A 26,133-nucleotide genomic window follows, 5' to 3' on the forward strand; every position below is an offset into this window, starting at 1 on the left:
GGCGACGACGTCGGCACCGCTGCGCATCGTCGCCCACGACGGGCCGCGACGCCAGGGCCGGACGGCCGCCCGCGGGTGGGAGCGGGCCGTCAGGGGCGCGGCGGGAAGATCCCGGCCAGCGCGATCGCGAAGCGCAGCACCGTGTAGGGCGGCATGTTGTCGTGCGGCTGCCCGCCACCCGCGTCCGCCACCGCACCGGGGGCGAGCGCGACCAGCGAGGCCGCCGGGCCGTACAGCGCCTCGCTCGCACGGCCCCGCCGCGACTGCGCCGCGACCGTGCCGGACGGGTTGTCGCTCGTCCCGACGGCGTCGGCCGCGGGCACCCGGTGGGTGTGCGGCGGCAGCTGCGCGGCAGTCAGCGTGACGGTCTCGGAGCCGAGCACCTGCCCGGCGACGACCGGCGTGAGGTCACCGTCGACGCCCGCACCCACCGGGCTGCGGCCACGCAGGTCGGGGAGCATGAAGGTCGTCGAGCCGTTGCCCCCGTACTGCGTGCCGAGCAGCGCGAACAGCGCCTGGTTCTGCTGGACCGGCAGGATCTGTCCCTCGCAGAACGCCCACCCCCGCGGGGCGAAGTTCCCCGCGAAGAGGCGCACCTCACCCACGTACGGCTCGTACACGTCGCCTCCTCAGGGCCGGCTCGGGTACTCGCCGTACGCCGCGATGACGAACGTCATCCCCGCGTACGGCGGCATGTTGGTGTGCGGGGCCGACGACCCGGCCGTGTCGGTCGACGCGCCCGCGACCTGCGGCGACGCGGCGTAGCGGGCGTTCGCCGCGGCGGCGTGCAGCGCACCCCCGGGCGAGCCCGTGCTCGCGGGCGACGCGGTGGCGCGCGCGGTGTGCGCGTGCGGCGGCAGCTGGGAGGCCTGCAGCGCGACCCGCTCGGCGCCCCCGACCGATCCCGCGGGGCGCCCGGGTGCCGGGTGCAGCGGGACCCGGCCGCGCAGGTCGGGCACGCCGAACGTCTGCACGCCGTCGCCGCCGTACGTCACGCCGAGGAGCGTGTAGAGCGCCTGGTTGCCGCTGATCGAGTGCTGCGCGCCGTCGCAGGCCAGCCAGCCGGCGGGCACGCGCGTGCCCGCCATGAGCCGGATCTCGCCGATCGTGGTGTCGCCGTCGTCGGCGCCGTCGGCGGGGTACTCCCCCTCGACGCAGACCGCGAGGTGCAGCCCGAGCACGGGCGACCGGTTCTCGTGCGGCTGCCCCTGCCCGACGCCGTCGAGCGCCTGCGCCGCGAGCCACGTGGTGCCGCCGGTGCGGTACGGCGTGGCGTCGGGCGTGACCGCGGGGACGCGGCCGGCGGGCGCGCCGTCGGTGGCCTGCGCCGCCGACCCGCGGACGACGTGCGCGTGCGCGGGCATCTCGGCGGTCGTGAGCGTGACGGTCTCGGTGCCGCCCGTCTCGCCGAGGGTCCGCGGGGTCAGCCCGACGCCCGTGCCGGTGCCCAGCGGCGTGCGGCCGCGCAGGTCGGGCAGGCGGAAGGTCGTCGCGCCGTCACCGCCCCACGTCGTGCCGAGGACGCTGAACAGCGTCGAGAACTGGGCGACCGCGAGCGTCTGGCCGTGGCACGCCAGCCACCCGGCGGGCACGTAGCTGCCGGCGAACATGCGGACCTCGCCGATGAGCCCGGTCACGCGCGGCCCCCCGTGCGGTCGACGACGGCCTCGAGCGTGCGGGGGTCGGCGCCGACGGGGCCGAGGTACACGTGCAGGTCGCCGTCCGGGTGGCGCAGCGTGCGCGTCGCGGCGGGCAGCGGCGCGTCGGCGGTGAGCACGAGCGCGAACCGCTCGGCGGTCGCGGCGCGCCCCGCGAGGCCGTCGACGGCGTCGAGCACGACGCGCGTGCCCGTGCCGGTGTCCACGAACGTGCTCCCGACCAGCGCCGCCAGGGCGGTGGCGTCGAGCGGCAGCCGCGGCCGTGCGAGCTGGACGCCGACGGCGGCCGCGAGGGCCCCGACGGCGACCACGCCGGCACCCGTCGCGAGCACGGCGCGTCGCGTCACGCCCGGGCGCTCGACCGTCCGATCCGTGAGCACGCGCGAACCACCTCCTGAGACCGCGCCGGAGGCGGGCGGTCCCGGTCCGGTCGCCGCGAGCCTAGGAGTTTCACCCGCCCGCGGGGCCTTTCGGCCCGGGTGAAACTCTGTAGCGTGCGCACCATGCCGCCTGGTCAGAGCGCACTTCCACGTCCGGTTGCTGCCGCTCTGGGGCTCTTCGTCGTGTTCGCGCCGACGCTCGCCGCGGCGCCCGCGCAGGCCGCTCCGGTCGCGATCGCCGTCGACACCACGGTCGACGCGCCGCTCGTCGCCGGGTGCGACGACGGCGCACCCGGCACGTCGCTGCGCGAGGCGTTGTGCGCCGCCGGCGCGCACGACGCGTCGGTCGTCGCCGTGCCGGCCGGCACCTACGCCCTGACGGCCGGCGCGCTCACGGTCGACCCGGGCCGCGCCGCCGACGTGACGTTGCGCGGCGCGGGCGCGGGCACCACGACGATCGACGCCCGGGGCGCGTCGCGCGTGCTGGACGTCGACGCGTCGCTGACCGGCGGCGTCCGGCTGACGGTCGAGGGCGTGACGCTCACGCGCGGGCTCGGCGGCGAGGCGGGCGGCGGCGCCGTGCTGGCGGGCACGGGCGACCCCGGCGCCGCCGACGCGCTCACGCTGCGCGACTGCGCCGTCACGGACAGCGTCAACGCCCCGCCGGGCACGGCCACGCCGGCAGACGTGGGCGGCGCGGTCTCGATGACGGGCGGCGCGCTGCTCGTCGAGCGCTGCACGTTCGACGGCAACGCCGCGGACGGCGCGAGCGGCGGTGCGATCGGGTACACGGGCGTCGGCGGCGCGGACGACGCCGTCGAGATCGTCGACGCGACCTTCACGGGCAACGCCGTGCACGGCGCGGGCGCCGCGTCCGACGTCGGCGGTGCGGTGGACGTGCGCTGGGGGTCGCCCACCACGACGATCACCGGCTCGCGGTTCGAGGCGAACACGCTCACGACGGGCGTGCGGCCCGCGCGCGGCTCGGCGGTCCGCGTCGCCGCGGGCACGGCCGAGCTCGTGGGCGTCGCGGTCGTGGGCAACACGGCCACGGGCGCCGCGGGGTCGACGGCCGCCGTCGACCTGGCCGGCGGCACCGTCACGGACTCGCGGTTCGCGGGGAACGTCACCGACGTGGCCGGCACCACGAGCCGCGCCGGACTCGCGGGCGCCACGAGCGCGGTGCGCTCCTGGTGGGGCTGCGTCGACCCCGCGGGAGCGGGTTGCGACGCGGCCGGCGGCGCGACGACGACCCCGTGGGCGACGGTCGCGACGACGCTCGACCCGACGGCGGCCGACGCGGGCACGACCGTCACGGCGCGGGTCGCGCTCGCGCTCTCCGACGGCACCGCCCCGGGTGCCGCGCTGCTGCGCGCGGTCGCCGGTGCGCCCGTGACCTGGTCGGGCGCGACGTTCGCGCCCGCCGACGCCGCGCTGGCCGCCGACGGCACAGCGTCCGCGCGCTTCGTGGCCACCGCGCCGGGCACGGTCACGTCGACGGTCGACGGTGCGGCGACGACCGCCGAGCTCACCGTGACCGCACCGCCCACGATCACGCAGCAGCCGGTCGACGTCACCGCTCTCGAGGGCGGCGACGCGACGTTCAGCACCGCGGCGAGCGGCGCGCCCGCACCGACGCTGCAGTGGCAGCGCCGCGCGGGGACCACGGGCACCTGGGCGGACGTCCCGGGCGCGACCGGCACGACCCTCGTGCTCACCGGCGTGACCCGCGCCGCCGACGGCACGCAGGTCCGCGTCGTGGCGACCGGCTCCGGCCCCGCCGCGACGAGCACCCCCGCGACGCTGACGGTCACGTGGGGCCCCGACGCCGTGGTCGGCCCGCAGGACGTCGCCGACGTCGCGGGTGCCGACGTGACGTTCACGGCGTCCGCCGAGGGGTCGCCCGCGCCGACGGTGCAGTGGCAGACCTCGTCGGACGGCACGTCCTGGCAGGACGTGCCCGGCGCGACGGACGCCACGTGGACGCGCACGCTCACGACCGAGGACCAGGGTCTGCACGTGCGGGCGGCCGTCACGGGGGCGTCGGGCACGACCACGACCGCGCCCGCGCGCGTCACGGTCGAGGCCGCGCCCGCGATCACCGGGCAGCCCGCCGACGCGACCGTCCGCGAGGGCGACCTGCCGCGCTTCGAGGTCGCCGTCACCGGGACCCCGGCACCCGACGTGCGCTGGCAGACCCGCGCCGCGGGCGCCGCGACGTGGTCCGCGGCCGGGGACGGCCCCGAGCTGGTGCTCGACGAGGCGACCGCCGCGGACGACGGCACGCGCGTGCGGGCCGTCGTGACGAACCCGCGCGGCACCGTGACGAGCGCCGAGGCGACGCTGCACGTGCAGCACGGCCCCGGGTTCACGCAGCAGCCGCAGGCGGTGACCGTCGACGCGGGCGACGACGCGACGTTCACGGCGGCGGCCGCCGGGTTCCCGGCGCCGACGCTGCAGTGGCAGACCTCGACCGACGGCACGTCGTGGGCCTCGGTCCCGGGAGCGACCGGCGGAACGTGGACACGCACCGTGACGGCGGCCGACGACGGCGTGCGGGTGCGCGCCCTCGCGACCGGGTTCGCGGGCACCGTCGCGTCCGACGCGGTGCTGCTCACGGTGCGCCACGCACCGACGGTCACGGACCCGGCACCGCTGACGGTCGACGCGGGCGACGACGCGTCGTTCACCGTGGCCGTCACCGGCAACCCCGCGCCGGGCGTGCGCTGGGAGCGCAGCGCCGCGGGCGCGTCGACCTGGACGGCCGCGGGCACCGGGCCCACGCTCGTGCTGCCGGCCGCGACGGCCGCCGAGGACGGCACGCGGGTGCGCGCCGTGGTCACCAACGCGCTCGGCACGGTCACGAGCGCCGCCGCGACGCTCGAGGTGCGGTACGCGCCCGCGTTCGCGACGCAGCCGCAGGACGCGACGGGCCTCGCGGGCGACGTCGTGACGTTCACGGCCGCCGCGACGGGCAACCCGGCACCGGACGTCCGCTGGCAGACGTCCACCGACGGCACGGCCTGGGACGACGTCCCCGGCGCCACCGGCCCGTCGTACGCGCGGGCCCTCACCGACGCCGACCACGGCCTGCTCGTGCGCGCCGTGGCGGGCAACGCGCTCGCGACCGTCGGGTCGGACCCCGCCACGGTGGCCGTCGACGCGCCGCCCGTCGTGGTGACGCCGCCCGTCGTGGTGACGCCGCCCGCCGACGTCACGGTCGACGCGGGCACCGACGCGACCTTCACGGTCACCGTCGCCGGACGCCCGGCGCCGGCCGTCACGTGGCAGTCCTCGAGCGACGGCACGACGTGGGACGACGTCGCCGGTGCGACCGGCACGACGCTCGTCGTCCCCGGTGACCCCGCCGCCGACGGCACCCGCTACCGGGCCGTCGCGACGTCCTCGCGCGGGTCGGTGACCAGCGCCGACGCGGCGCTGCGCGTGCTCGTCGCCCCCACGGTCAGCGACCCGCTCGACGTCGCGACGGCGCCCGGTGCGCAGGTCGCGTTCACGGTCGAGGTGACGGGCCGCCCGGTGCCGGACGTGACGTGGGAGGCGACGTCCGACGGCACGACGTGGGCGGCCGTCGGCACCGGCACGACGCTGCGCCTCACCCCGACGCTCGCCGACGACGGCCTGCGCGTGCGGGCCGTCGCCACCGCGACGCTCGTCGCGGGACCGGTGTCGGTGACGAGCGCCGAGGCCGAGCTCGTCGTCGCGGCGGCACCCGAGGTCGTCGACGGCCCGGGCCCCGTGACGCGGCTGACCACCGGCGTGCCGGCGACGCTCGCGTGGACGGTGCTGGGCGCCGACGCGAGCGCGACGTGGGACGTGTCCCGCGACGGCGGGGCGACGTGGCAGCCGGTGCCGCTCGCGTGGGCCACGTCGGCCCGCCCGGCGGGAGGGGCGGCGGCGGGAGATGCGGCGGCGCGCGCGGCGGGCCCGGCGGTCCGCACCGAGCACGTGCTGACGCTCACGCCGTCGGTCGCCGACGAGGGCGCGCTCGTGCGGCTCACCGTGTCCACCGTGGGCGGGACGGCGACCGCGAGCACCGTGCTCGACGTGGTCGGCGTCGACACGCCGGGCGGCGGCACTCCAGGCGGTGGCACGCCGGGTGGCGGCTCGCCGGGTGGTGGCACGCCTGGCACCGGCGCGCCGGGGACGGGAGCCGGCACGGCACCCGTCGGAGCCGGACCGGGGACCGCGGGCACGACGCCGACGGCGTCCGGCCTGCCGCGCACGGGGCTCGCGCCGCTCCCGCTCCTCGCGCTCGCGGCGCTCGTCGCGTCCGCCGGGGTGGCCGGGGTCGCGGCCGCGACGCGGCGGCGACGCGGCGCCTGACGGACGCCGCGACGCCCGGGCGCGCGGTGGGCAGCCGCACGCCGGCCGACGTGCGGGCGTGGCGCCCGAGCGGATGTGCGGGTGTGGCGGGCGGCGGACGTGCGGGTGTGGCGGGCGGACGTGCGGGCGCGGCGGGCGGGGTGACGTGGCACCGGACCGCCCGGGTGCGCGCGGTCAGCCCTCGAGGAGCCGCGCGATGACGCGCGCGCCGGCCGCGGGGCCCGCGTAGGGCTCGCCGAGCAGGCGGACCCCGAACGGGGCGACGTTGAGGACGGCGACCACGCCGAGCGTCGTGTCGCGGTCGTGCTCGGTGACGCCGGGGACCACGTCGTGGCCCGCGCGGGCCTCGCGTGCGCGGCGCACGTCGGCGACGTGGGACGCGAGCGCGTCGAACGCGCGCGCGTAGACGACCTCGAGCTCCTCGGACGTGCCGGGGTGGCGCATCGCGTACGCGAGCAGCTCGATCGACAGGAGCAGGCGCGGGTCCTGGGCGCTCGCGGCGAGCGCGGTCTCGAGGGCGGCGACGTCGACGCCGTCGGTCGTGACGCCGGGCAGCCGGTGCTCCCCGGCGCTCTCGGCGTCGAGCACCGACCTCGCGACCGCGAGGAACAGGTCGCGCTTGGACCCGAAGTGCGCGTAGACGGCTCCCTTGGTGTACCCGGCCTCTGTCGCGACGTCGTCGACCGAGGCGCCCTCGAAGCCCTTGGCGGAGAAGACGCGCGCGGCCGCGTCGAGGAGGTCGGCGCGCGTGCGGTCGACCTTGCTGCGGCGGCGCGCCTCGCCCTTGCCGGACTTCTTGTCCATCGACTCCGACACGTCGGCGAGCTCGAGCGCGGCCTCGCGCAGCCCCTGCGCGATGACCTCGCCGACCTCGGGGAGGTGCTGGCGGGCCTGCGTGCCGAGCGCGCGCGTGAGCTGCGCGGCGGCGTCGGCGAGGGCGCGGGAGGCCGCCTTGAGGGTGTCCCGGTCGTCGGCCATGGGACCAGGATACGCAACCCGCATACCAATGGGTTGATACCGATGAGTATTTGTGCGTACCGTGCGGCACGTACTCATCGGTATGTGACTGGAGGCGGGGATGGACGCAACGGACGTGCTGACCGTCCGCGGGCTGCGCAAGCGGTACCGCGGACGACGCGGCGTGCAGGCCAACGACGGCATCGACCTCGACGTGGCCGCGGGCCAGGTCGTCGGGCTGCTCGGCCACAACGGCGCGGGCAAGACCACGCTCGTGCACCAGGTCGTCGGCCTCGTCCGGCCCGACGCCGGCACCATCACCGTGCAGGGCGTCGACGCCGTCGCGCACCCCGCCCGCGCCCGCCGGCTCGTGTCCATCCAGGCGCAGGCCAACGTGCCCATCAGCGGCCTCACGCCGCGGCGTGCCATCGAGCTCGTGGGCCGCATCCGCGGCGCCGCGCCCGCCGACATCCGCCGCCGCACCACCGACCTGCTCGACGCGCTCGACCTCGGCCCCTGGGCCGACACACCGTCCGAGAAGGTCTCCGGCGGCATCGCCCGCCTCACCGCGTTCGCCATGACCGCCGTCGTGCCCGGCACGCTCGTCGTGCTCGACGAGCCCACCAACGACGTCGACCCCGTGCGCCGCCGCCTGCTCTGGCAGCAGATCCGCGGCCTCGCCGACTCCGGGCACGGCGTCCTGCTCGTCACGCACAACGTGCGCGAGGCCGAGCGCGTCGTCGACCACCTCGCGATCCTCGACGCCGGCACGGTCATCGCCGCCGACACCCCCGCCGGGCTCACGTCACGCCTCAGCGGCGCGCTCACGCTCGAGGTCGACACCGTCCCCGGCGAGCCCGTGCGCTGGCACGCCGCCGCCCGCGACGTCACCGCCGGGCACCTGCGCGCGACCGCCGCCGTGCCCGCCGACGCAGCCGCCGAGGTCGTCCGCTGGGCGCAGGACGAGGTCGAGGCCGGGCGCCTCGAGCGCTACGCCCTCACCCCCGCGTCCCTCGAGGACGTGTACGTGCAGCTCGTCGGCGAGCCCGCCGACGCCACCTCGGAGGTGCCCGCCGCATGACCACGCTCACCGCGTCCCCGGCGACCACGTCGTCGCGCCTCGACGCCGTCCGGCAGACCCTGCTGCTCGTGCAGTGGCAGCTCCGCCGGCAGTCGCAGTACCTGCCGCTCATGGTCGTCGTGCAGGTGTTCATGGCCGTGACGACCGTCGTCGGCTACGGCCTGCTCGTCGGCGACCCCGACCCCGCGACGGCGCTGTTCCTCGCGACCGGCGCCCCGACCATCACGCTCATCACCGTCGGCATCGTCATGACGCCGCAGATGGTGTCGCAGGCCCGCACCGAGGGCTCGCTGGACTGGATGCGCACGCTGCCCGTGCCGCGCACCGCGTTCCTCGTGTCCGACCTGCTGGTGTGGACGCTCATCGCGCTGCCCGGCATGGCGCTCGGCATCCTCGCGGGCGTCCTGCGCTTCGACATCCACCTGTCGATCGCCCCGTGGTTCCTGCCCGCGACCGTGCTGGTCTCGCTCACGTCGGCGGCCGTCGGCTACGGCATGGCGACCGTGCTGCCGCCGCAGCTCGCCAACCTGCTCACGCAGGCGCTCGTGTTCATCGTGCTGCTGTTCTCGCCCGTCTCCTACCCCGCCGAGCGCATGCCCGCGTGGCTGCAGAGCGCGCACGAGTGGCTGCCGATCGAGCCCATGGCGCAGCTCGTGCGCGCGGGCCTCGCGCAGGACACGTTCAGCATGCCCACGCGCTCGCTCGTCGTGCTGCTCGCGTGGGGCGTCGGGTCGGTCGCGGCCGCGTCGGTCGCGCTGCGCCGCCGCGCCTGACCCGCCGCGCCTGACCCGCCACGCCTGACCCGCCGCTGCCGCGACGGAGCGAGCACCCTGCCCGCGAGCGGCACGCCCGCAGGCGCCCAGCACCCGCGCACCGCCCCTCCGACGTCGACGGACAGCGGTACGGCTCGACGGACACGGGCGTGCACGTGTCCGTCGAGCCGGGAGCCTGTCCGTCGACGCGCCCGCGGCGGGTGGGTGCGCGGGGTCGGGCCGAGCCGCAGGGCGTGCACGCGGCCCCGGGCACCGGCGGGTCAGGCGTTGCCGGGCAGACCCGGGGTGCGGGAGCCGTCCTTCGGCAGCACGGCCTCCTCGATGACCGGCAGGCCGCTGTTGTCGCCGTCCTCACCGGGCGCGGGCGGCGCCTGCGGCGCGGTGGCCTTCACGGGGTCGGGGACCTCGTCGGGGGTCGGGGTCACGGTGTCGTCGGGAACGGACATCTTCGGCCTCCCTGGCTCTCGGCAGTGCTCGGGCGTGCGTCGTGCTCGGGTGTGCTGGGTGGCACCCGGGCGCGGCGCTGCGTCCGGGTGGTCATCGATCGTGGCACGGGCACGGTGCGCTGTCCTGCGCACACCGCCACCCCACCCCACGGCGAGAGTGCGATCCAGTCACTCCGCCGCCGCACCCCACCCGCACGGCACCGCACCGCCCGGGTCCCCCGCCCCGCCCGCCACGGGCCAGAACCGCGGCACGCCCCCGGCGCAGCCCGCCCCCACCCGACCCCCACGCCCCCTGACCGCGAGAGCGCAATCCAGTCCCCGCAGACAACTGGATCGCACGCTCACGACACCTCCCAGTGCCCGCCGACAACTCGATCGCACTCTCACGACCGCGGTTGGTGATCCTGCCGCAGCCCGCACCCCCTGACCTTGAGAGTGCATTTCCGTCCCCGCAAGCGACTGGATCGCACTCTCACGGTCCGGGAGTGAGGGGTCAACGCGGAGTGGGGGAGCATGGAGAGGACGACGGACGGCGTTCGTCCCGACGCGCACCGCAGACCTGGAGGCCCCGTGGACGCCTTGCCCACCGACCCCGAGCCCACCGACACCCGGCCGACCGACGCCGCTCCCACCGACGCCGTGCTGGACCGCGCCGCGGGTGCCGTGATCGGCTCGGCGGCGGGCGACGCGCTCGGTGCAGGCTACGAGTTCGGCCCGCCGCTGCCCGACGACGCCCGCGTGGGCATGGTCGGCGGTGGCACGTTCGCGTGGGCGCCCGGCGAGTGGACGGACGACACGTCGATGGCCGTCGCGGTGCTGCGCGCGCTCGCCGCGGGCGAGCCGCTCGACGACGACCGCACGCTCGACGGCGTCGTCGACGCGTGGTGCGGGTGGGCGGTCGACGCGAAGGACGTCGGGAACCAGACGCGCGCCGTGCTCGGGGGGCTCGCGCCCCGCACGGCCGCCGCGGCGAGGCGCTCGGCGCGCGCGTTCCACGACACGTACCGGCGGTCGGGCGGCAACGGGTCGCTCATGCGCACCGGACCCGTCGCGCTGGCGTACCTGGGTGACGGCCGCGAGGGCGACCTGGCCCGCGCGGCGCGCGCGGTGTCGGATCTCACGCATGCCGAGGACGACGCCGGGGACGCGTGCGTGCTGTGGTCGCTCGCGGTGCGGCACGCGATCCGGACGGGCGTGGCGGACGTCCGCGTCGGGCTGCCGTGGCTGCCCGCGACGCGACGCGACCCGTGGGCGGCGCGGATCGCCGACGCCGAGGTCAGCCGCCCGCGGGACTTCGACCGCAACGGGTGGGTCGTCGAGGCGCTGCAGGCCGCGTGGTCGGCGATCACGCACGGCACGACGCTGGTCGACGTGCTCGAGCGGGCCGTGCGCGGCGGCCGCGACACCGACACTGTCGCCGCGATCGCGGGCGCGCTGGTCGGCGCACGCGACGGTGCGTCGGCCGTGCCCGCCGCGTGGCGGGACGTGCTGCACGGGTGGCCGGGCCTGGACGCCGCGGCCCTCACCGACCTCGCCGCGCGCGCGGTCCGCCGCTGACCGCGCCCACCGGCAACACCCCGCGACGCACACCGCACACCCGCACCGCGCCCGCGGCCGCGGCTCGGCAGGACCCTGCGCCCCGAGCGCGGTACTCACCGACCGAGCGCGGTACTCGTTGGTACCGCACTCGCGGCATCTCTACCGCGGTCGGCGTGCTCGTACCGCGCTCGGCGGGACGTCCCCGCCCGGCCGGCCCAGACGCAGGACGCACCGGACGCGGAGCGCACCGAACGCGCCGAGCGCGGTAGACGTGCGCCGAGCGCGGTACCCGTTCGTACCGCGCTCGGGACACGTCTGCCGCAGTCGGCGACCTCGTACAGCGCTCGGGGTGCTCGTACCGCGCTCGGGCCGTCACCACCTGGCGGCTCCGAGCGAGTGCACACCGGGAGCACCGACACGCGCCGAGCGCGGTAGACGTGCGCCGAGCGCGGTACTCGTTCGTACCGCGCTCGCGACGTCTCTGCCGCGGTCGGCGTGCTTGTGCCGCACTCGGCGGGACATGCCCGCCTGGCCGACCCAGACGCAGGACGCACCGGACGCGGAGAGCACCGGACGCGCCGAGCGCGGTAGACGTGCGCCGAGCGCGGTACTCGTTGGTACCGCGCTCGGCGCGTCTCTACCGCGGTCGGCGAGCTTCTGCCGCGCTCGGACGGCTTCCGGCACGGTCGGCGAGCGGGTGCCGCGGCCGGCGAGCGGGGTGCCACGGTGGGCTCGCGAGTGCACGTGAGCGCGCGGGTGCCGCGGTCGGCGCGTGGGTGCCGCACTCGCGCCCGGCCGTCGGCGCGCACGCGCTCGGGGAGAGACGCGTGCGCGACGACGGGCGGGGGTCAGATCGCGGCGCCCACCAGGAAGCCGCCGTTGATGGCTTCGCCGACCTTCGCGGGGCTCACGCAGTCGCCCACGGTGCGCACGGTGCGGCCGGCGGCGGTGAGCTGCTCGGCCAGCGTCGTCGCGGGACGCACGCCGAACGCGGTGACGACCGTGTCGGCGTCGACCCGCACGTCGCCCTCGGGGCCGCGCGCGACGACGCCCCCCTCGTCGACCGACAGCACGGTGTGACCGGTGAGCGTGCGGACGCCCGCGGCGGCCAGGTCGCGCAGCAGCGTGATGCGGTTGATGACGATGAGGTCGCGCGCGATCTCGTCGGTCATCTCGACGATCGTGACGTCGCGTCCGGCCTGCGCGAGCTCGAGCGCCAGGTCGGCGCCCGAGAGCCCGCCGCCGGCGACGACGACGCGCTGCCCCAGGTCGGCGCCGAGGTGCGCCTCGATGACGCCCACGACGTTCGGGCCGTCGATGCCGGGGATCGTGCCGGGCACGAGCGGCGTGGAGCCGGTGGCGAGCACGACCTCGTCGGCGCCCACGAGCTCCGGGGAGTCCGCGGTGATCTCGACGCCGAGGTGCACGGTGACGGGCAGGCGCGCGATCTGCCGCTCCCACCAGCCGATCATCGCGTGCAGCTCCTTCTTGAAGTCCGGCGTCGCGGCCGGGCGCAGCACGCCGCCCAGCGCGGCGTCGCGCTCGTAGACGTCGACGCGGTGGCCGCGCTCGGCGGCGACGCGCGCGGCCTCGAGCCCGGCGGGCCCGCCGCCCACGACGACGACGTGCTTGGGCGTCTCGGCGGGCGTGAGCGCGCGCTCGCGCTCGAACCCGACCTGTGCGTTGACCGAGCAGCCGATCGGCAGCGCGAAGAACGCGTTGCCGACGCACATCGCGTTGCAGCGGATGCAGGGGCGGATGTCCTCGCGTCGCCCGTCGGCGAGCTTGGCGCACCACTGCGGGTCGGCGATGAGGCCGCGCCCGACGCCCGCGACGTCGGCGTGGCCGGCCGCGAGCACCTGCTCGGCGGTGTCGGGGTCGAGGTTGCCGCACGCGACGACGGGGATGTCGACGACCTCCTTGAGGGCCTGCGCGGCGGGGACCATGCAGCCGTCGCCCAGGTAGTACGGCGGGAAGACGTAGTCCATGGCCTCGTACGACCCGTCGTCGGCGAGGATGAAGTCGAGGCCGGCCTCCGCGAGCACGACGGCGATGCGCTGCGACTCCTCGCGCGTGCGGCCGCCGGGGAACTTGTGGTCGACCGACAGGCGGAAGCTCACGGGCAGGCCGGGGGCGGCGGCCTTGACGGCCTGGATGATCTCGACGGCGAACCGGCAGCGGTTCTCGACCGAGCCGCCGTACTGGTCCTCGCGACGGTTCCACACGGGGCTCATGAACTGGTCGATGAGGTAGCCGGTGTGGCCGTGGACGTCGAGCGCGTCGATGCCCGCGGCCTTGGCGCGCGCGGCGGCCTCGCCGAAGCGGCGGACGATCGTGGCGATCTCGTCGACCTCGAGCGGGCGGCACAGCACCTCGGGGTGCGCGTAGTGCGGGTTGTCGGACGCCGAGATCGGCAGGCGCTCGGGGTCGACGACGTTGATGTTGCGGCCGAGACCGGCGGTGAGCTGCAGCGACACGCGCCCGCCGACCGCGTGGATCGACTCCGCGAGCGCGGTGAGGCCGGGGAGCGCGTCGTCGGTGTCGACGCGGCACAGGCCGGGGTTGATCTGCTCGTAGTCCTGCGAGACGGCGGAGATGCCGGTCATGACCAGGCCGACGCCGCCGGCGGCGCGCTCGGTGTAGTAGGCGATCTCCCGCTCGGTGAACAGGCCCTCGTGCGTGCCCATCTCGGTGCCCATGGGGAGCATCACGACGTGGTTGGGCAGCTCGAGCGAGCCGAGCGTGAGGGGGGCGAGCAGGTGGGGGTACGAGGACACGGGGGCCTCCTCCGGCGTCGGGGGCGGTTGACGACGTGTCGATCGTCCGTCGGGATCTCGGGGCGCCTGCGGGACCGTGGTCCTGAGTACCTACTCGGTAGGTGGGTTCGTCCGGGTGCGGGCGGGGTGAAGCGCGGAGCCACCCGCAGGTGGGAGCGCAGCCACGGCCGGCGGCCGACGATCCGACGCGCGTGGGCCTCAACGCGGCGCCGTCACGAGCCGATCCCCTCCACGTGACCACCGACGACCTGCCCCGCTCCCCCACGGGGCGCGTGCCGCATTGGGTCGTCGACGAGGCCGCGAACCGGCGGGTGCCGCCGCACGCGTGGGCGCCCGCACCGAGCACCCCGCCGCCCGGCGCGCGCCCGCGCCGACCGCTCGGCCAGCGGATCCTCACGGTCGTGTCGCTCGCGCTGCTCGGGTGGGTGGTGGTCACCGGCCCGCTCCCCGCCCTGCTGCGCTCGGCGGACCTCCCCTGGCTCGACGGCGTGGTCGCCGGGCGCGTGCCCGCACCCGCGCCCGACGTCGTCGCGCTCGCCGACGACATGCACCTCACCGCGCACGGCCGCGACCTGCTGTACCGCGCGCAGCCCGAACTCCTCGACGCCACAGCGTTCGCGGGGCGCTGCGACCGCCCCGACACGACGGCCGCCGAGGGCGGTGCCGTCGGCTGCTACGTCGGGCCGCGCGGCGCCGACCTGCGGCACGCGGACGGGGAGATCGTCGTCTACCGGCCCGCCGACGCGCGCCTGCACGGGTTCGTCGTCACGACCGCGGCGCACGAGCTGCTGCACGCCGCGTGGGACGACCTCGCAGCCGCCGAGCGCACCGAGGTCACGCCCCTGCTCGAGGCCGTCGTCGCCGGGCTCGACCCCGCCGACCCCGTGCACGAGCAGCTCACCGGGTCCGTCGGCCCCTACCCCGAGAGCCGGCCCACCGAGCTGTTCGCGTACGTCGGCACGCAGGTCTGGCGGCCCGGCGGCCTCGGGCCGCGCGTCGAGGAGCTGTACGCGCGGTACGTCGCCGACCGCGAGGCGCTCGTCGCGGTGCACACCGGCTTCCGGGACATGCTCGACGCCGTGTCGGCCGAGGTCACGGCCGCGCAGGGTGCGCTCGACGCGCGCGGGCTCACCCAGGTCCTCGACCAGCAGCGGTACGACGCCGACGTCGCGGCGCTCGCGAGCTACCGCGCGGCGCTCGAGCAGCAGGAGACGCAGATCGCCGCGATGGCACCCCGCGAGCGCGACCGGCTGCTGCTGTCGTGGACGTGGCGCGACGGGACCGTGCTGCCGTCCTCGCCCGCCGAGCAGACCCTCGCCCGCGCGCGCGAGCTGCTCGCGCGCGACGAGGCCGAGCTCGCCGCCCGCGCCGAGACGCTCGCGGCGACGGCCGCGGAGATCGCCGCCGAGGAGGCGCGGGTCGCCGCGCTGCGCGCCGACGCCGACGCGCTGTGGGCGCAGCTGGACCCGGCGGGGTAGGCGTCGGCGCTGGGAACGGGCGCCGCGGGCATGGGGCGTGAAGGGCATGGGGCGCGGTGGGCGCGGGGCTTGGCGGGCGTGGCCTTGGGCGCCGGGGCGGGCCGGTGCGGGGTCGCCGGCGGGTCGGCCGCCGTGGGCGGTAGCACCCAGGGCGGGCGGCGAGCGGGCGCCGGTCCCCTCAAGTCGTCGGCCCGCGACGTCGATGCTCCGGCATCGACGACGTCAGGGGGCACCATGTCGCAGCGCTTCAACCCACCGCCCGGGTGGCCGATCCCGCCGAAGGGCTGGCAGCCGCCGGCCGACTGGTCGCCCGACCCGGCGTGGCCCGCGGCGCCCGACGACTGGCAGCTGTGGGTCGACGTCGAGCCGCGCACCGGGGGTCGGAAGTGGCTGACGCCCGCCGTCGGGGCGGGGGCGCTGGTGCTCGGCCTGATCCTCGGCGGCGTCGGGGCGACGTCGTCCGCCAGCTCGCAGGCGCAGGAGGACCGCGCGGCCATCGCCGCGCTCACCGGCGAGAAGGACGACCTCACGAAGGACCGCGACGAGCTCGACGCCGACCTCACCGAGGCGCGCGACGACCTGACGGCCGCCCAGAAGCAGGTCGCCGACGCCGCCGCCCAGGTCGCCGCCCTCGACCAGCGCGCCGCCGACCTCGACGCGCGCGAGGCCGCGCTCAACGGCCGGCAGGGCGAGCTCGACACCCGCCAGGCCGACCTCGACGGGCGGCAGAGCCAGCTCGACGCGCGGTCCGCGGACCTCGACGCGCGCGAGGCGCGCGTGTCGTCGGCGCGGCCGTCGGGGACGTCGGGCTCGTCGGGCTCGTCCGGTGGGACGTCGGCCGCGGCGTCGGGAGGTGGGTCGGTGTACTACAAGAACTGCACCGAGGCCCGCGCCGCGGGCGCCGCACCCGTGCGGCGTGGCGAGCCCGGGTACGCGTCGCACCTGGACCGCGACAACGACGGCGTGGGCTGCGAGTAGGGCGGCCGGGTCGTGCAGGGGGCTGCAGGGGACGACGCCGGGCGCGGCGCCGAGGAGCAGGTGAGCCGGCGCGCGCGACGCGTCGCCCAGCTGCGGGACGCGCAGGAACGTGGCGAGGCGGTCGACGCCGCCGCGCTCGAGCGGCTGCGCCGCGACCAGCGCGCGTGGGCCGCGGGCGCCGAGGGCGAGCGCCGCGTCGCCGACGTGCTCGCGCATCTCACGCGGTACGGCTGGACCGTGCTGCACGACGTGCGCTGGCCCGGCCGGCAGCGCGCCAACCTCGACCACGTGGCGATCGGGCCCGGCGGCGTGTTCGTCGTCGACGCGAAGAACTGGTCCGGCGACGTGCGGGTCTCGCCGGACGGCCTGCGGCAGAACGGGTACGGGCGGGACGCCGCCGTCGAGGGTGTGAGTCAGGCCGCGGCGGCCGTCACCACGCTGCTCGCACCGCAGCACCGGTCCGCCGTGCGCGGCGTCCTGTGCCTCGCCGGGCAGGAGGACCAGCCGGTCGTCACGGTGCAGGGCGTGACCGTGTGCGGGCGGTGGCACCTGCCCGAGCACCTGCTCGCCCAGCCCGTCCGGCTGTCGGTGTACGACGTCGTCGACATCGCACGCCACCTGGACGCCGAGCTGGGGGCGGCCGCGCCTGCGACCGTCCCCGCGCCGCGGCGGGGTGGCGGGCGGACGGGCGGGCGAACGCCACGGGGGTCGGCGGGGCGGACGTCCGCGCGGGCTGCCGGGCGGTCGGCAGGACGGTCCTCCGGCGGGCTGCCCGGCGCCGTGGACAGGCGGCGACGACGGCGGGCCGCGCTCGGTGGGGCACTGACGCGGCTCGTCCTCTGGCTCGGGGCGGTCTTGTTCCTCGTCAACGTGGTGCTGCCGCGCATGCTCGCGGGCTGACGCCGGCGCGCCAGGCGCCACGGCCGTTGTGCCACGCCGGCGCGTCTGGTGAGCTCAGCGGGTGGAGACCGCCGTCGAGTCCGCCCTGCGTCAGCAGATCATCGCGTGGGTGCTGGCCCGCGCCGAGGCGAACGGCGGGTACGTCCACCGCTACGACCTGCTGAGCTACCGCGCCGACGGTCGCGACCTGCCGCTGATCGACTACTCGCGCGGCATCCGCAACCCGCAGGGCTTCGGCTCGACGCTCGCGATCGTGCAGTCCGCGCACGGCCCGTACGACGACGTCGAGGACCCCGACGACGGCCTCCTGCACTACGCGTACCGCACCGGCGACCCGGACGGCGGTGACAACCGCAAGCTCCGCAACGCCATCGCCACGGGCATGCCGCTCATCCTGTTCCGCAAGGAGCAGCCCAACTACTACACGCCCATCGCACCGGTCTACGTGGTCGACGACGTCGCCGAGGAGCGCGCGTTCCTCATCGCGCTCGACGAGTCGTTCCGGTACATGGGCGACGTGCGGCACCTGTCCGCGCCGCAGAAGGCGTACGCGCTGCGGCTCGCCAAGCAGCGCCTGCACCAGCCCGCGTTCCGCACCCGCGTCCTGCTCGCCTACGAGACGCGCTGCGCGATCTGCACCCTCAAGCACGGCTCCCTGCTCGACGCCGCGCACATCGCCCCCGACGCCTCCGAGCGCGGCATCCCCACGACGCCCAACGGGCTCGCGCTGTGCAAGATCCACCACGCCGCGTTCGACCAGAACCTGCTCGGCATCTCCCCCGACTACGTCGTGCACGTCGACCGCGACCTCATGGCGGAGGTCGACGGCCCGATGCTCAAGCACGGGCTGCAGGAGATGCAGGGACGGCGGCTCACGCTCCCCGGGGAGGTGAAGGACCGGCCGGACCGGGAGCTGCTGGCGCTGCGGTGGGAGGGGTTCGCTGGGGTGGGGGTCGCGGGGCGGTGATGCCTGGCGTCGTCGCGGAAGTCATCGTAGAAGCGTGCGTAATGGCGGCCGCTATCCATCCCTAGACACGCATAGATGGATAAGGGGCTGCGTGAGCTTCTCTCCGGACGCCGTATCGGTCAGCCGACGACGCCTCGGTGGCCTGCGTTGTCGCGGGAGAAGCAGCACTGGCGATCGCCCCCTCACCGACCTACGGGCACGATCTGCCCGAGAACCTCCGTCATCTCTACTGCGCGCCTCGTACCCGCCAGCGACGACCTCGACGTGCGGCCGCTCCGAGCGGCTACGCCCGCCGCCGAGGGCGGACTCAGACGCCGGGCTGCTCGTCGGTCTGGCGCTGCGTCAGCCTGTCGTCGCCACCGCCACGGTCCACCGGCAGCTCGCCATCTCCCTCACCAACGCGATACGGGTCGGGAAATCCGTGACGTTTCTCCCCACCAACGATCGGTACTCCACCTACACGATCGGACGACCCCGAGACGGTCACACGAGCACCGAGATCCCTAGGACGCCTCCGTGACCTCGGCGGTCTCATTGAGGTATCGGATCTTGCCGACGATCAGATCGATCTGTGCACTATTGAAGACATCGTCAGGGCCGCGGGGTGCGTCGTCGGTGAACGGCGGCGACCACAGCACCTCGGGCTTCATGACACCGTTGTACGCGAGGTCGGCGACCACGAGGTGGATGAAGTCGATCTGCTCGGCCGTGTAGGTGGCCCCGGCGAGGAACTCCCCGAATGCCTCCTCGACGGCCGACCTCTCGAGGCCGACCAGTGACCGGATGAAGACTCCGAGCCCGCCCTCGACGGCCTTCGCCTCCGCGATCTCGACGTCCGTCCCGGCACCGGAGTCGGCGAGCATGCGCTCGAGCTCGTCGAGGTCGGTCGGTGTGAGCTGGCGTCCGCGGCGCACCTTCTGCAGGGCGGTGTGGTCCTCGTGGGCGCGCAGGTAGGCGCGGGCCTTCTCGCGGAAGCGTTCGGGGTCGACGCCGACGTGCGGGCGCCCGAGGTCAATGATCTCGAACTGCCCGAGAGTGTCCTCGAAGTTGGTGTAGATGATCGGCTGCTTGGTGCGCGCAAGCAGGCGGACCAGTGACCGCACCCGACGGCGCGCCAGCTCGAGCATGGGGACGGTCACGTCGACCCACCACTCGTCACCGGCGAGGTCGTCGAGCAGGGCGGCCTGGGCCTTGATCTGCGGGATGTTGGTCTGCTCGAGCAGCCCGGACGCGATCTGCTGGACCTGACGGCGCAGCCGGTCGGTGGCCAGCGTCGGGTCGAGGGCACCGAGCTGCAGCTTGAGCATCGTCAGGTCGAACCGCTTGGCCTTCTCATCCTCGTCGACGACGGTGGTGGGCAGCCCGGCCAGGTGCTCGACGACGTCGCGTGCGGTCTGCTGGTCGATGCCGGACCACGCCTCACGCACGCCGAACCGCTCGACCCACGGCCGGTGGGGCCGGACGACGAAGTTGTCGAGGGTCATGCCGGCGACCTTCTCGTGCAGCGTGGCCTTGATGTCCTCGCGCAGCGCGGGCAGCGCCGTCGTGCCGTCGTCGCCCTCGTCGGCTGTGGCGTCGCCGGTCAGCTTCTCGACGCCCAGGAGCAGCTCGACCTGGGCGGTGAAGATCTGCTGCGACACGGACTGCTGGACGGAGCCTTCGTGGCCGGTCGGGTTCTGCCCGAAGTACTCCAGGTTCTGGCAGAAGTCGAAGACGTAGAACTCCTTCTTGTGCCGCCCGGGGCCGAACAGGTCGGGCCGCAGGCGGGTGCCGCGGCCGATCATCTGCCAGAACTTCGACGACGACCGGACGATCTTGAAGAAGACGAGGTTGGCGACGTCGGGCACGTCGATGCCGGTGTCGAGCATGTCGACGCTGATCGCGATGTGCGGGGCCTTGTCGGCCGTCGAGAAGTTGTCGATCAGCGACTGCGCGTACGTCGTCGAGTACGTGATGACGCGAGCCCACTCCCCGGCGTACTGCGGGTAGGCGCGGTCGAAGCGTTCGGCGATGAACCGCGCGTGGGCGTCGTTCTTGGCGAAGACGATGGTCTTGGCGATCCGGTCACCGCCCGCGACCCGCAGGCCGTGGGTCATGAGGGTCTGCAGCACCTTGTCGACGGTGTCGGTGTTGAAGAGCCACTTGTTCACCGCGTCGGGGTCGACCTCGTCGGGCGGGCCGTCCTCACCCCACTCCAGGGCGTCCCACTCGTCCTTCTCCGCCTCGGAGAGATCGGCGTACCTGATGCCCTCGCGCTGGAACTTCAACGGCACCGAGATGGGCGTCGGCGGCACGAGGTACCTGTCGGCGACGGCCTGCTCCAGGGAGTAGGCGTCGGTGGGGACGCCGTTCTCCAGGTGGAACAGCTCGTAGGTGTTGCGGTCGATCTCGTCCTTGGGTGTGGCGGTGAGCCCGACGAGCAGCGCGTCGAACCACCCGAACAGCGCCCGGTACTTCTGGTACACCGACCGGTGCGCCTCGTCGACGACGACGAGGTCGAAGAACCCGGGTCCGAACTTGCGGGTGCCCTCGGAGCGGGTGTCGATGAGGTTCATCATCGTCGGGTAGGTGGAGACGAACACGCGGCCCTCGCCGTGCCGGTCGGTCACCAGGTTGACCGGTGACGAGTCCGGGAGGTGCTCCTTGAAGGCGTTGGTCGCCTGGTTCACCAGGGCGACTCGGTCCGCGAGGAACAGCACGCGCCGCACCCACCCGGCCTTCATGAGCTGGTCGACGAGCGCGACGACGGTGCGGGTCTTGCCCGACCCTGTCGCCATGACGAGCAGCACCTGGCGCTGGTTGTCCGTCTCGAAGGCCTTGTCGATCGCCCGGATCGCGCGCTGCTGGTAGTACCGCCCGGCGACGTGCTCGTCGATCGGTGCCGTCAGCAGGCTCGCACGGTGGCCGCGCCGGCTGACGAGGTACTCCAGCTCGTCCTGCGTGCGGAAGCCCGCGACCTTCCGGGGCGGGTAGCCGGATCCGGCGGCGTCGTCCCACATCCAGTGCTCGTGCCCGTTGGTGTAGTGGACGACGGGCCGACGCCCGTACCGGGCTTCGAGCGTGTCGGCGTAGAGCTTGGCCTGCTGCTGCCCCACCTGCGGGTCGCTGCGGGTGCGCTTGGCCTCGACGACGGCGAGCGGGCGCCCATCGGCGCCCCAGAGGACGTAGTCGACGAACCCGACGCCCTGAGCGTTGGGCATGCCGGCGACCTCGTGCTCGATCGTGTAGGCGGGGCTGCCGTCGGCGGCGTCGCGCACCCAGCCCGCCTCTTCGAGGAGCGTGTCGATGAACAGGTCGCGGGTGGTGGCCTCGTCGTAGTCGTGGGTGTCGGGGACCGTGTCGTTCGCGGCCTTCGCGGCGGCGACCTGCGCCTGCAGGGAGGCGAGCTCCGCCTCCAGTGCGGTGGTCTTCTCCTCGGCCTCGGCGAGCCGCGCGTCCTTGGTCGCCAGGTCGGTGGCGAGGGCCTGGAGCTGAGCCTGGGTCCTGGCCTTCGTCGCCCCGGGATCGGGCAGCGCGGCGACGTCGAACTGCAGGCTCGCCGGGATGCTGCCCGGGTGCGTGGTGTACGTGCGGGCGTACCAGTACAGGACGTGGAAGAGCTGCTGCAGCGTCACGGCGGCGTCCTGCGCCGAGGCGGGGCGCGTGGAGTGGACGGCGGCGTTGCCCTTCTTGCGGACGATCTCCATCTTTGCCTGGACGTCGTTGCCGACGAGCTGCCGCAGGGTCGGCTCGTGGATCATCCCCGACAGGTCCGCCTTGTACGGCTGCCGGAGTGACGCGTCGTACTGGAACACCCAGGTGAGCGCGACCTCCAGGGCGCGGCGCGCGTAGAAGCACGACGTGCGCGGGTCGACCTTGGCGAACTGCTCTGCGCGCGCGGCCTCGGCGAACACCGCCGGGAACTCGTCCCGCAGGAACCCGAAGTTGGTCACGTGCCCCCCTGGTCACGGCGCTGGGATCGAGTGGCGACTGCTGCGGGTTGCAGCATTCCAGAACCAGGCTTGCGCGGAGGCTATCGGGCGGGTGAGACAGTGCTGCCTACTCGAAGAAGTCCTCGTCGACCTCGACGATCTCCACGGTCCGCCGGACCTGCGTGCCGACCCGGTACCGGATCATCAGCCTGGCGAGCTCCTGCCCGTCGACGAGGACGACGCTCTTGCTGCTCCGGTCGGCGGCGTCCTCCGCGTCCTGGAGCACCGGCCAGGAACTTGTGTCGAGCACGCCCGCGCCTCCCCATCCATTCGGTGAGGCGTGTGGGACGCTGACCCACGGCACCCATACGCAGGCTTGCCCGGGTCTGCACAGCGGAGGGAATGGTCATGGGTTGGTTCTCCGGTAGGAAGGCGCAGTCAGCTCCCCGCACCCGACAGTCACAGCCCGACGCCACGCCGCAGCAGGTTCATACCATCGCGGCGGGCATCGTCGAGCGCGGCGAGGCGCCGGACCCGACCCAGAACCCGGACGTGATGCTCGAGGTAGGCAAACGGTATGCGGCCCGCAGCCCTCTGAGGATCGGAACCAGCGACCTGGCGCTCGGCGCGACCGATAACAGCCTCGACATGGCCGTCAGCTGGTGGCGCAGCGCAGTGGACGCCGGCAGCGTCGAGGCGATGTTGCAACTTGGCCGGGTCTACCTCGGGTGGGGTGGTCACCGCGCCCAGGTGATGGAGCTGTACGAACGGGCGGCGAACGCCGGCAACGTGATCGCGATGGTCAAGCTCGGGACGGTGCTCCTTAGCGACTCGGACGACGTGCCGTTCCGTCGCTCCCTCGGCCAGGACATCAGTGCGGAAGACCTCGCGCACGCCGAAGTAGCTACCGCTGGCGCGCTGAAGTGGTTCGGCAAAGCTGCTGCGGAGGGGAACAGCGACGCGATGTTCAACCTCGGGCTGATGGCGGAGAGGCGAAGTGACCGCAGCGCAGCCATCGGTTGGTACACAAAGGCCGCCCAAGCTGCTCATCACGCCGCGCAGGACCGTCTGGACTACCTGATGGGCCGTCGGGCACCCGGACATCACCCAATACAGCTCGACTGACTCCGGCGGAGCGCCCGTAGTCGCAACCGACCTGCCTGCGATGCGGCCACCGCGACCGACCGCGGCTGGCATCCCGACTCTGGTCGTTATCACACGGTAATCGTAGAGGGGGCTCCGTCGCGTTCGGCTCGGACATGCTTACAACTCTCCCCGGAACGCGCGGGACTGTAGGGAGGCGAACAACTCGTCGTCAAACGCGAGCGCCCTTGCGGCAACCGAGCGACTTTTCTGAATCGAACGTACCCGCTCGGCGAAACAGTTCTGGAGAGCGACAGGCGGGCGCGGGATTCGCACGTCGCCGATTCTACTGGCGCTGATCGACGGCTGCCCAGACGTCGCTGCGTACTGATTCAAATTGGCCGCCGCAAGGGCCGGGAGAAGGTACTCGACAGAAAGGTCATCCACGAGCAATGTGCCTATCAATGCATTATCCGTCACCCACGACATAGGCTCGGTCAGGTGGACTGCTCCGCAGTAGGCTCCCACGCGACCGACGACAAGCCGCGAGTCCTCGAACATGTAGGCGTCATGACCACCGGCGACTCCGTTGCCCCCGTACACCGCGAAGGGCCCACCTGCCTGCTTGCTGGCAGGTAGGAATTTGCCACTACTCCACTTGATGGCATGCTTGAGCGAGATGTAATCGCCTGCGGCGTCGGAAATGAACATGGCATCGAAGACCGAACGCTCGAGGGTGTCGAGGTGGGCGAGGACCTGGCGGCGCTTGGTGCGGATCGCGTCCGCCTGGTCGAGGATCGCCGCGATCCGCCGCTGCTCCTCGATGGGGGGAGCGTCGACCGGGAGCCTATAGACGTCGTCCCGGTTGAGCCCCGGCACCGCCGCTGACTTGTTCATCGAGCTCATGCCGAGCGACTGGAGCATCCAGAACGCCCAGCGCAGATCTAGGTCGCTGCGGCGCGGAGTGACGAAGTATGCGGTGTCGATCGGCCAAGCAGGACCATCTATCCAGGTGATGCTCCCGATACTGCCCTTGCGTCCGACCACGATCGTCGGGCCGGAAGTCAGTCCGGAGGAGTGGCCACCAACGACACCACCCGAACCAACAACGGGGACTGATCCGCCGTCGCGGTCCGCTGCCTTCAGCGCCTTGCCGTAGGTGAGTTCTAGCCAGTCTCCAACGCTCTTCATCCGAGCATCGCCTCAAGCTCGGTGATGCCCCTGGCAATCTCATTGTTGAGCACCTTGATGTCCTCAATGATGGCGAGCGGACTGCGGTGCTCGACATCCTCGCGAACGACCTCGCGATACCGGTTCAGCGACAGGTCGTACCCCTCTGCCGCAATCTCAGCCTTCGGCACCACGAACGACTGCTTGGTCCGCGCGCGATCACGTTCCGTCGTCGTGCGCTTCTCCCACCGCGCCAGCACGTCCGGCAGGTCGTTCGCCTCGACGGGGTTCCGCTTGTCGTCCAGCGAGTACCCGTCGGCCTGCACGTCGTAGAACCAGACGTTGTCCGTGCCTCCGGAGTCGGTCCGCCTGAAGATGAGGATCGCCGTCGACACCCCGGCGTACGGCTTGAACACCCCCGAGGGCAGCTTGATGACGGCGTCGAGCTTGTGGTCCTCGACCAGCGTCTTGCGCAGCGCCTTGTGCGCGGTCGACGAGCCGAACAGCACCCCGTCGGGCACGATCACCGCCGCCTGCCCGCCGGGCTGCAGCAGCCGCAGGAACAGGGCGAGGAACAGCAGCTCGGTCTTCTTCGTCTTGACGACCTTGAGCAGGTCCTTGCTCACGGCCTCGTAGTCCAGCGAGCCCGCGAACGGCGGGTTCGCCAGGATCAGGGAGTACTTGCCCTCGTCGCCGCCGGCCGCCTCGGAGAGGGAGTCGCGGTAGCGGATGTCCGGCTTCTCCACACCGTGCATGAGCATGTTCATGCTCCCGATGCGCAGCATCGTCCGGTCGAAGTCGTACCCGTGGAACATCGACGAGTGGTACCGGCTGCGCTGCGCGCCGTCGGTCAGCACCGCCGGGTGGTGCTCGCGCACGTACTCACTCGCCGCCATGAGGAACCCGGCGGTGCCGCACGCGGGGTCGCAGATCTCGTCCTGCGGGGACGGCGCCATGAGCTGCACCATCAGCTCGATGATGTGCCGCGGGGTGCGGAACTGGCCGTTCTGCCCCGACGCCGCCAGCTTGCCCAGCATGTACTCGTACAGGTCACCGTTGGTGTCGCGGCGGTTCATCGGCACGTCGCTGAGCAGGTCGACGACCTTGGCCAGCAGACCCGGCGAGGGGATCGTCAGACGCGCGCCCTCCATGTGCCCGGCGTACGTCGAGCCGTCCGCGCCCAGGGTGCGCAGGAACGGGAAGACGTGCTTGTCCACCAGGTCGAACGCCGTCTGCGGCGCCTGGTTCTTGAAGTATGACCACCTCAGGTGCGCGTACGGCGCCCCGGTCGGCGCGAGCCCTTCCGGGAAGAACCGCTGCGCCACCGGGGTGCCCAGGCGGTTGGCCTTGTTCTCCTCGGCGGTCTGCAGGTCGTCGAGCCGCCGGATGAACAGCAGGTACGTGATCTGCTCGATCACCTCCAGCGGGTTGGAGATCCCGCCCGACCAGAAGGCGTCCCAGACGCGGTCGACCTTGCTCTTCAGCTCGCCGGTGATCACGGCGAGTTAGCCTACTGACGGTTCGACACCGGAGAGACACTCAGGTCGTCGTCGGCCTGGATCCGCAGGGAGCCAGGCCACTGCTCGGAACCAAGAGCCATGCTCGCCCAGATCTCGACCGCGACTGGCGCAGTCTGCGGAGAGCACTCCCGCACAGACCGCTGGACTCGATCCCGGGTACACCTTCACCCT

General features: G+C 74.1%; 19 protein-coding genes. 9 read left to right on the forward strand and 10 right to left on the reverse strand.

Going from position 1 to position 26,133, the window contains the following annotated elements; genetic code table 11:
- Positions 1-89 precede the first annotated feature (89 nt).
- Genes E4A51_RS08560 through E4A51_RS18295 form a run of 3 tightly spaced genes read right to left on the reverse strand, consistent with a single transcriptional unit; the run spans position 90 to position 2,038 of the window.
- A complete protein-coding gene (locus tag E4A51_RS08560) occupies positions 90-620 on the reverse strand; it encodes a phage tail protein (RefSeq protein ID WP_134851452.1) in 531 nt (176 codons plus the stop codon).
- A gap of 9 nt (positions 621-629) precedes the next feature.
- On the reverse strand, positions 630-1,637 hold the full coding sequence (locus tag E4A51_RS18290; protein ID WP_206120000.1) for a phage tail protein: 1,008 nt from the start codon (positions 1,635-1,637) through the stop codon (positions 630-632).
- Complete coding sequence (locus E4A51_RS18295; RefSeq protein WP_167748864.1) at positions 1,634-2,038, reverse strand: hypothetical protein; 405 nt, start codon at positions 2,036-2,038, stop codon at positions 1,634-1,636. Before E4A51_RS18295 ends, E4A51_RS18290 begins: the two co-directional genes overlap by 4 nt.
- Before the next feature lie 123 nt (positions 2,039-2,161).
- On the opposite strand from E4A51_RS18295, the gene E4A51_RS18300 reads away from it, so the two are divergent.
- Complete coding sequence (locus E4A51_RS18300) at positions 2,162-6,382, forward strand: immunoglobulin domain-containing protein (protein WP_167748865.1); 4,221 nt, start codon at positions 2,162-2,164, stop codon at positions 6,380-6,382.
- A 174-nt stretch (positions 6,383-6,556) separates the two neighbouring features.
- On the opposite strand, the gene E4A51_RS18565 is transcribed toward E4A51_RS18300, so the two are convergent.
- Entirely contained in the window at positions 6,557-7,360 is an 804-nt protein-coding gene (locus tag E4A51_RS18565) for a TetR/AcrR family transcriptional regulator (protein ID WP_205601527.1), read from the reverse strand.
- Between the two features lie 100 nt (positions 7,361-7,460).
- On the opposite strand from E4A51_RS18565, the gene E4A51_RS08595 reads away from it, so the two are divergent.
- Together E4A51_RS08595 and E4A51_RS08600 are read left to right on the forward strand one after the other, a co-directional pair.
- On the forward strand, positions 7,461-8,420 hold the full coding sequence (locus E4A51_RS08595; protein ID WP_134851454.1) for an ABC transporter ATP-binding protein: 960 nt from the start codon (positions 7,461-7,463) through the stop codon (positions 8,418-8,420).
- Complete coding sequence (locus E4A51_RS08600; RefSeq protein WP_046529463.1) at positions 8,417-9,193, forward strand: ABC transporter permease; 777 nt, start codon at positions 8,417-8,419, stop codon at positions 9,191-9,193. Before E4A51_RS08595 ends, E4A51_RS08600 begins: the two co-directional genes overlap by 4 nt.
- A 260-nt stretch (positions 9,194-9,453) precedes the next feature.
- Here the strand turns inward: E4A51_RS08600 and E4A51_RS08605 are convergent, their stop codons facing one another.
- On the reverse strand, positions 9,454-9,639 hold the full coding sequence (locus E4A51_RS08605) for a hypothetical protein (protein WP_046529464.1): 186 nt from the start codon (positions 9,637-9,639) through the stop codon (positions 9,454-9,456).
- A 570-nt stretch (positions 9,640-10,209) separates the two neighbouring features.
- Here E4A51_RS08605 and E4A51_RS08610 point away from each other — a divergent pair.
- The gene (locus tag E4A51_RS08610) at positions 10,210-11,196 is read left to right on the forward strand and encodes an ADP-ribosylglycohydrolase family protein (RefSeq protein WP_233421261.1); all 987 of its coding nucleotides are present in this window, start codon (positions 10,210-10,212) and stop codon (positions 11,194-11,196) included.
- An 830-nt stretch (positions 11,197-12,026) separates the two neighbouring features.
- Here the strand turns inward: E4A51_RS08610 and E4A51_RS08615 are convergent.
- Positions 12,027-13,955 (reverse strand): FAD-dependent oxidoreductase, encoded by a 1,929-nt coding sequence (locus tag E4A51_RS08615; RefSeq protein ID WP_134851455.1) that lies wholly within the window; start codon positions 13,953-13,955, stop codon positions 12,027-12,029.
- Between the two features lie 233 nt (positions 13,956-14,188).
- Here E4A51_RS08615 and E4A51_RS08620 point away from each other — a divergent pair, with 233 nt between their 5' ends.
- From E4A51_RS08620 to E4A51_RS08635, 4 genes are all read left to right on the forward strand, one after another.
- Positions 14,189-15,433 carry a hypothetical protein gene (locus tag E4A51_RS08620; RefSeq protein ID WP_134851456.1) on the forward strand — a complete coding sequence of 415 codons (1,245 nt, stop codon included), beginning with the start codon at positions 14,189-14,191 and terminating at the stop codon, positions 15,431-15,433.
- A 234-nt stretch (positions 15,434-15,667) separates the two neighbouring features.
- The gene (locus E4A51_RS18700) at positions 15,668-16,411 is read left to right on the forward strand and encodes an excalibur calcium-binding domain-containing protein (protein WP_240696425.1); all 744 of its coding nucleotides are present in this window, start codon (positions 15,668-15,670) and stop codon (positions 16,409-16,411) included.
- Between the two features lie 12 nt (positions 16,412-16,423).
- Entirely contained in the window at positions 16,424-17,311 is an 888-nt protein-coding gene (locus tag E4A51_RS18570) for a nuclease-related domain-containing protein (protein WP_206120002.1), read from the forward strand.
- Positions 17,312-17,372: 61 nt separating this feature from the next.
- The gene (locus tag E4A51_RS08635; RefSeq protein WP_134851458.1) at positions 17,373-18,278 is read left to right on the forward strand and encodes an HNH endonuclease; all 906 of its coding nucleotides are present in this window, start codon (positions 17,373-17,375) and stop codon (positions 18,276-18,278) included.
- Between the two features lie 503 nt (positions 18,279-18,781).
- On the opposite strand, the gene E4A51_RS08640 is transcribed toward E4A51_RS08635, so the two are convergent.
- On the reverse strand, positions 18,782-22,210 hold the full coding sequence (locus E4A51_RS08640) for a DEAD/DEAH box helicase family protein (RefSeq protein ID WP_134851459.1): 3,429 nt from the start codon (positions 22,208-22,210) through the stop codon (positions 18,782-18,784).
- Between the two features lie 106 nt (positions 22,211-22,316).
- Positions 22,317-22,499, reverse strand: a complete 183-nt coding sequence (locus E4A51_RS18970; protein WP_370297490.1) for a hypothetical protein — start codon at positions 22,497-22,499, stop codon at positions 22,317-22,319.
- A gap of 98 nt (positions 22,500-22,597) precedes the next feature.
- On the opposite strand from E4A51_RS18970, the gene E4A51_RS08650 reads away from it, so the two are divergent.
- Positions 22,598-23,314 (forward strand): tetratricopeptide repeat protein, encoded by a 717-nt coding sequence (locus E4A51_RS08650; protein ID WP_167748866.1) that lies wholly within the window; start codon positions 22,598-22,600, stop codon positions 23,312-23,314.
- 138 nt (positions 23,315-23,452) lie between these two features.
- Here the strand turns inward: E4A51_RS08650 and E4A51_RS08655 are convergent, their stop codons facing one another.
- Together E4A51_RS08655 and E4A51_RS08660 are read right to left on the reverse strand one after the other, a co-directional pair.
- Positions 23,453-24,463 (reverse strand): restriction endonuclease subunit S, encoded by a 1,011-nt coding sequence (locus tag E4A51_RS08655; protein ID WP_134851461.1) that lies wholly within the window; start codon positions 24,461-24,463, stop codon positions 23,453-23,455.
- Positions 24,460-25,941 (reverse strand): class I SAM-dependent DNA methyltransferase, encoded by a 1,482-nt coding sequence (locus E4A51_RS08660; protein ID WP_134851462.1) that lies wholly within the window; start codon positions 25,939-25,941, stop codon positions 24,460-24,462. The genes E4A51_RS08655 and E4A51_RS08660 overlap by 4 nt, the downstream gene beginning before the upstream one ends.
- Positions 25,942-26,133: the final 192 nt, after the last annotated feature.

The sequence above is a fragment of the Cellulomonas sp. HD19AZ1 genome (assembly GCF_004535805.1).
Taxonomy (GTDB): Bacteria; Actinomycetota; Actinomycetes; order Actinomycetales; family Cellulomonadaceae; genus Cellulomonas; species Cellulomonas iranensis.

Excerpts from the sequence above, each read along its gene's own strand:
- E4A51_RS18300 (WP_167748865.1), top strand. The coding sequence starts at position 2,162 with ATGCCGCCTGGTCAGAGCGCACTTCCACGTCCGGTTGCTGCCGCTCTG.
- E4A51_RS18565 (WP_205601527.1), bottom strand. The coding sequence starts at position 7,360 with ATGGCCGACGACCGGGACACCCTCAAGGCGGCCTCCCGCGCCCTCGCC.
- E4A51_RS08595 (WP_134851454.1), top strand. The coding sequence starts at position 7,461 with ATGGACGCAACGGACGTGCTGACCGTCCGCGGGCTGCGCAAGCGGTAC.
- E4A51_RS08600 (WP_046529463.1), top strand. The coding sequence starts at position 8,417 with ATGACCACGCTCACCGCGTCCCCGGCGACCACGTCGTCGCGCCTCGAC.
- E4A51_RS08605 (WP_046529464.1), bottom strand. The coding sequence starts at position 9,639 with ATGTCCGTTCCCGACGACACCGTGACCCCGACCCCCGACGAGGTCCCC.
- E4A51_RS18700 (WP_240696425.1), top strand. The coding sequence starts at position 15,668 with ATGTCGCAGCGCTTCAACCCACCGCCCGGGTGGCCGATCCCGCCGAAG.
- E4A51_RS08650 (WP_167748866.1), top strand. The coding sequence starts at position 22,598 with ATGGGTTGGTTCTCCGGTAGGAAGGCGCAGTCAGCTCCCCGCACCCGA.
- E4A51_RS08655 (WP_134851461.1), bottom strand. The coding sequence starts at position 24,463 with ATGAAGAGCGTTGGAGACTGGCTAGAACTCACCTACGGCAAGGCGCTG.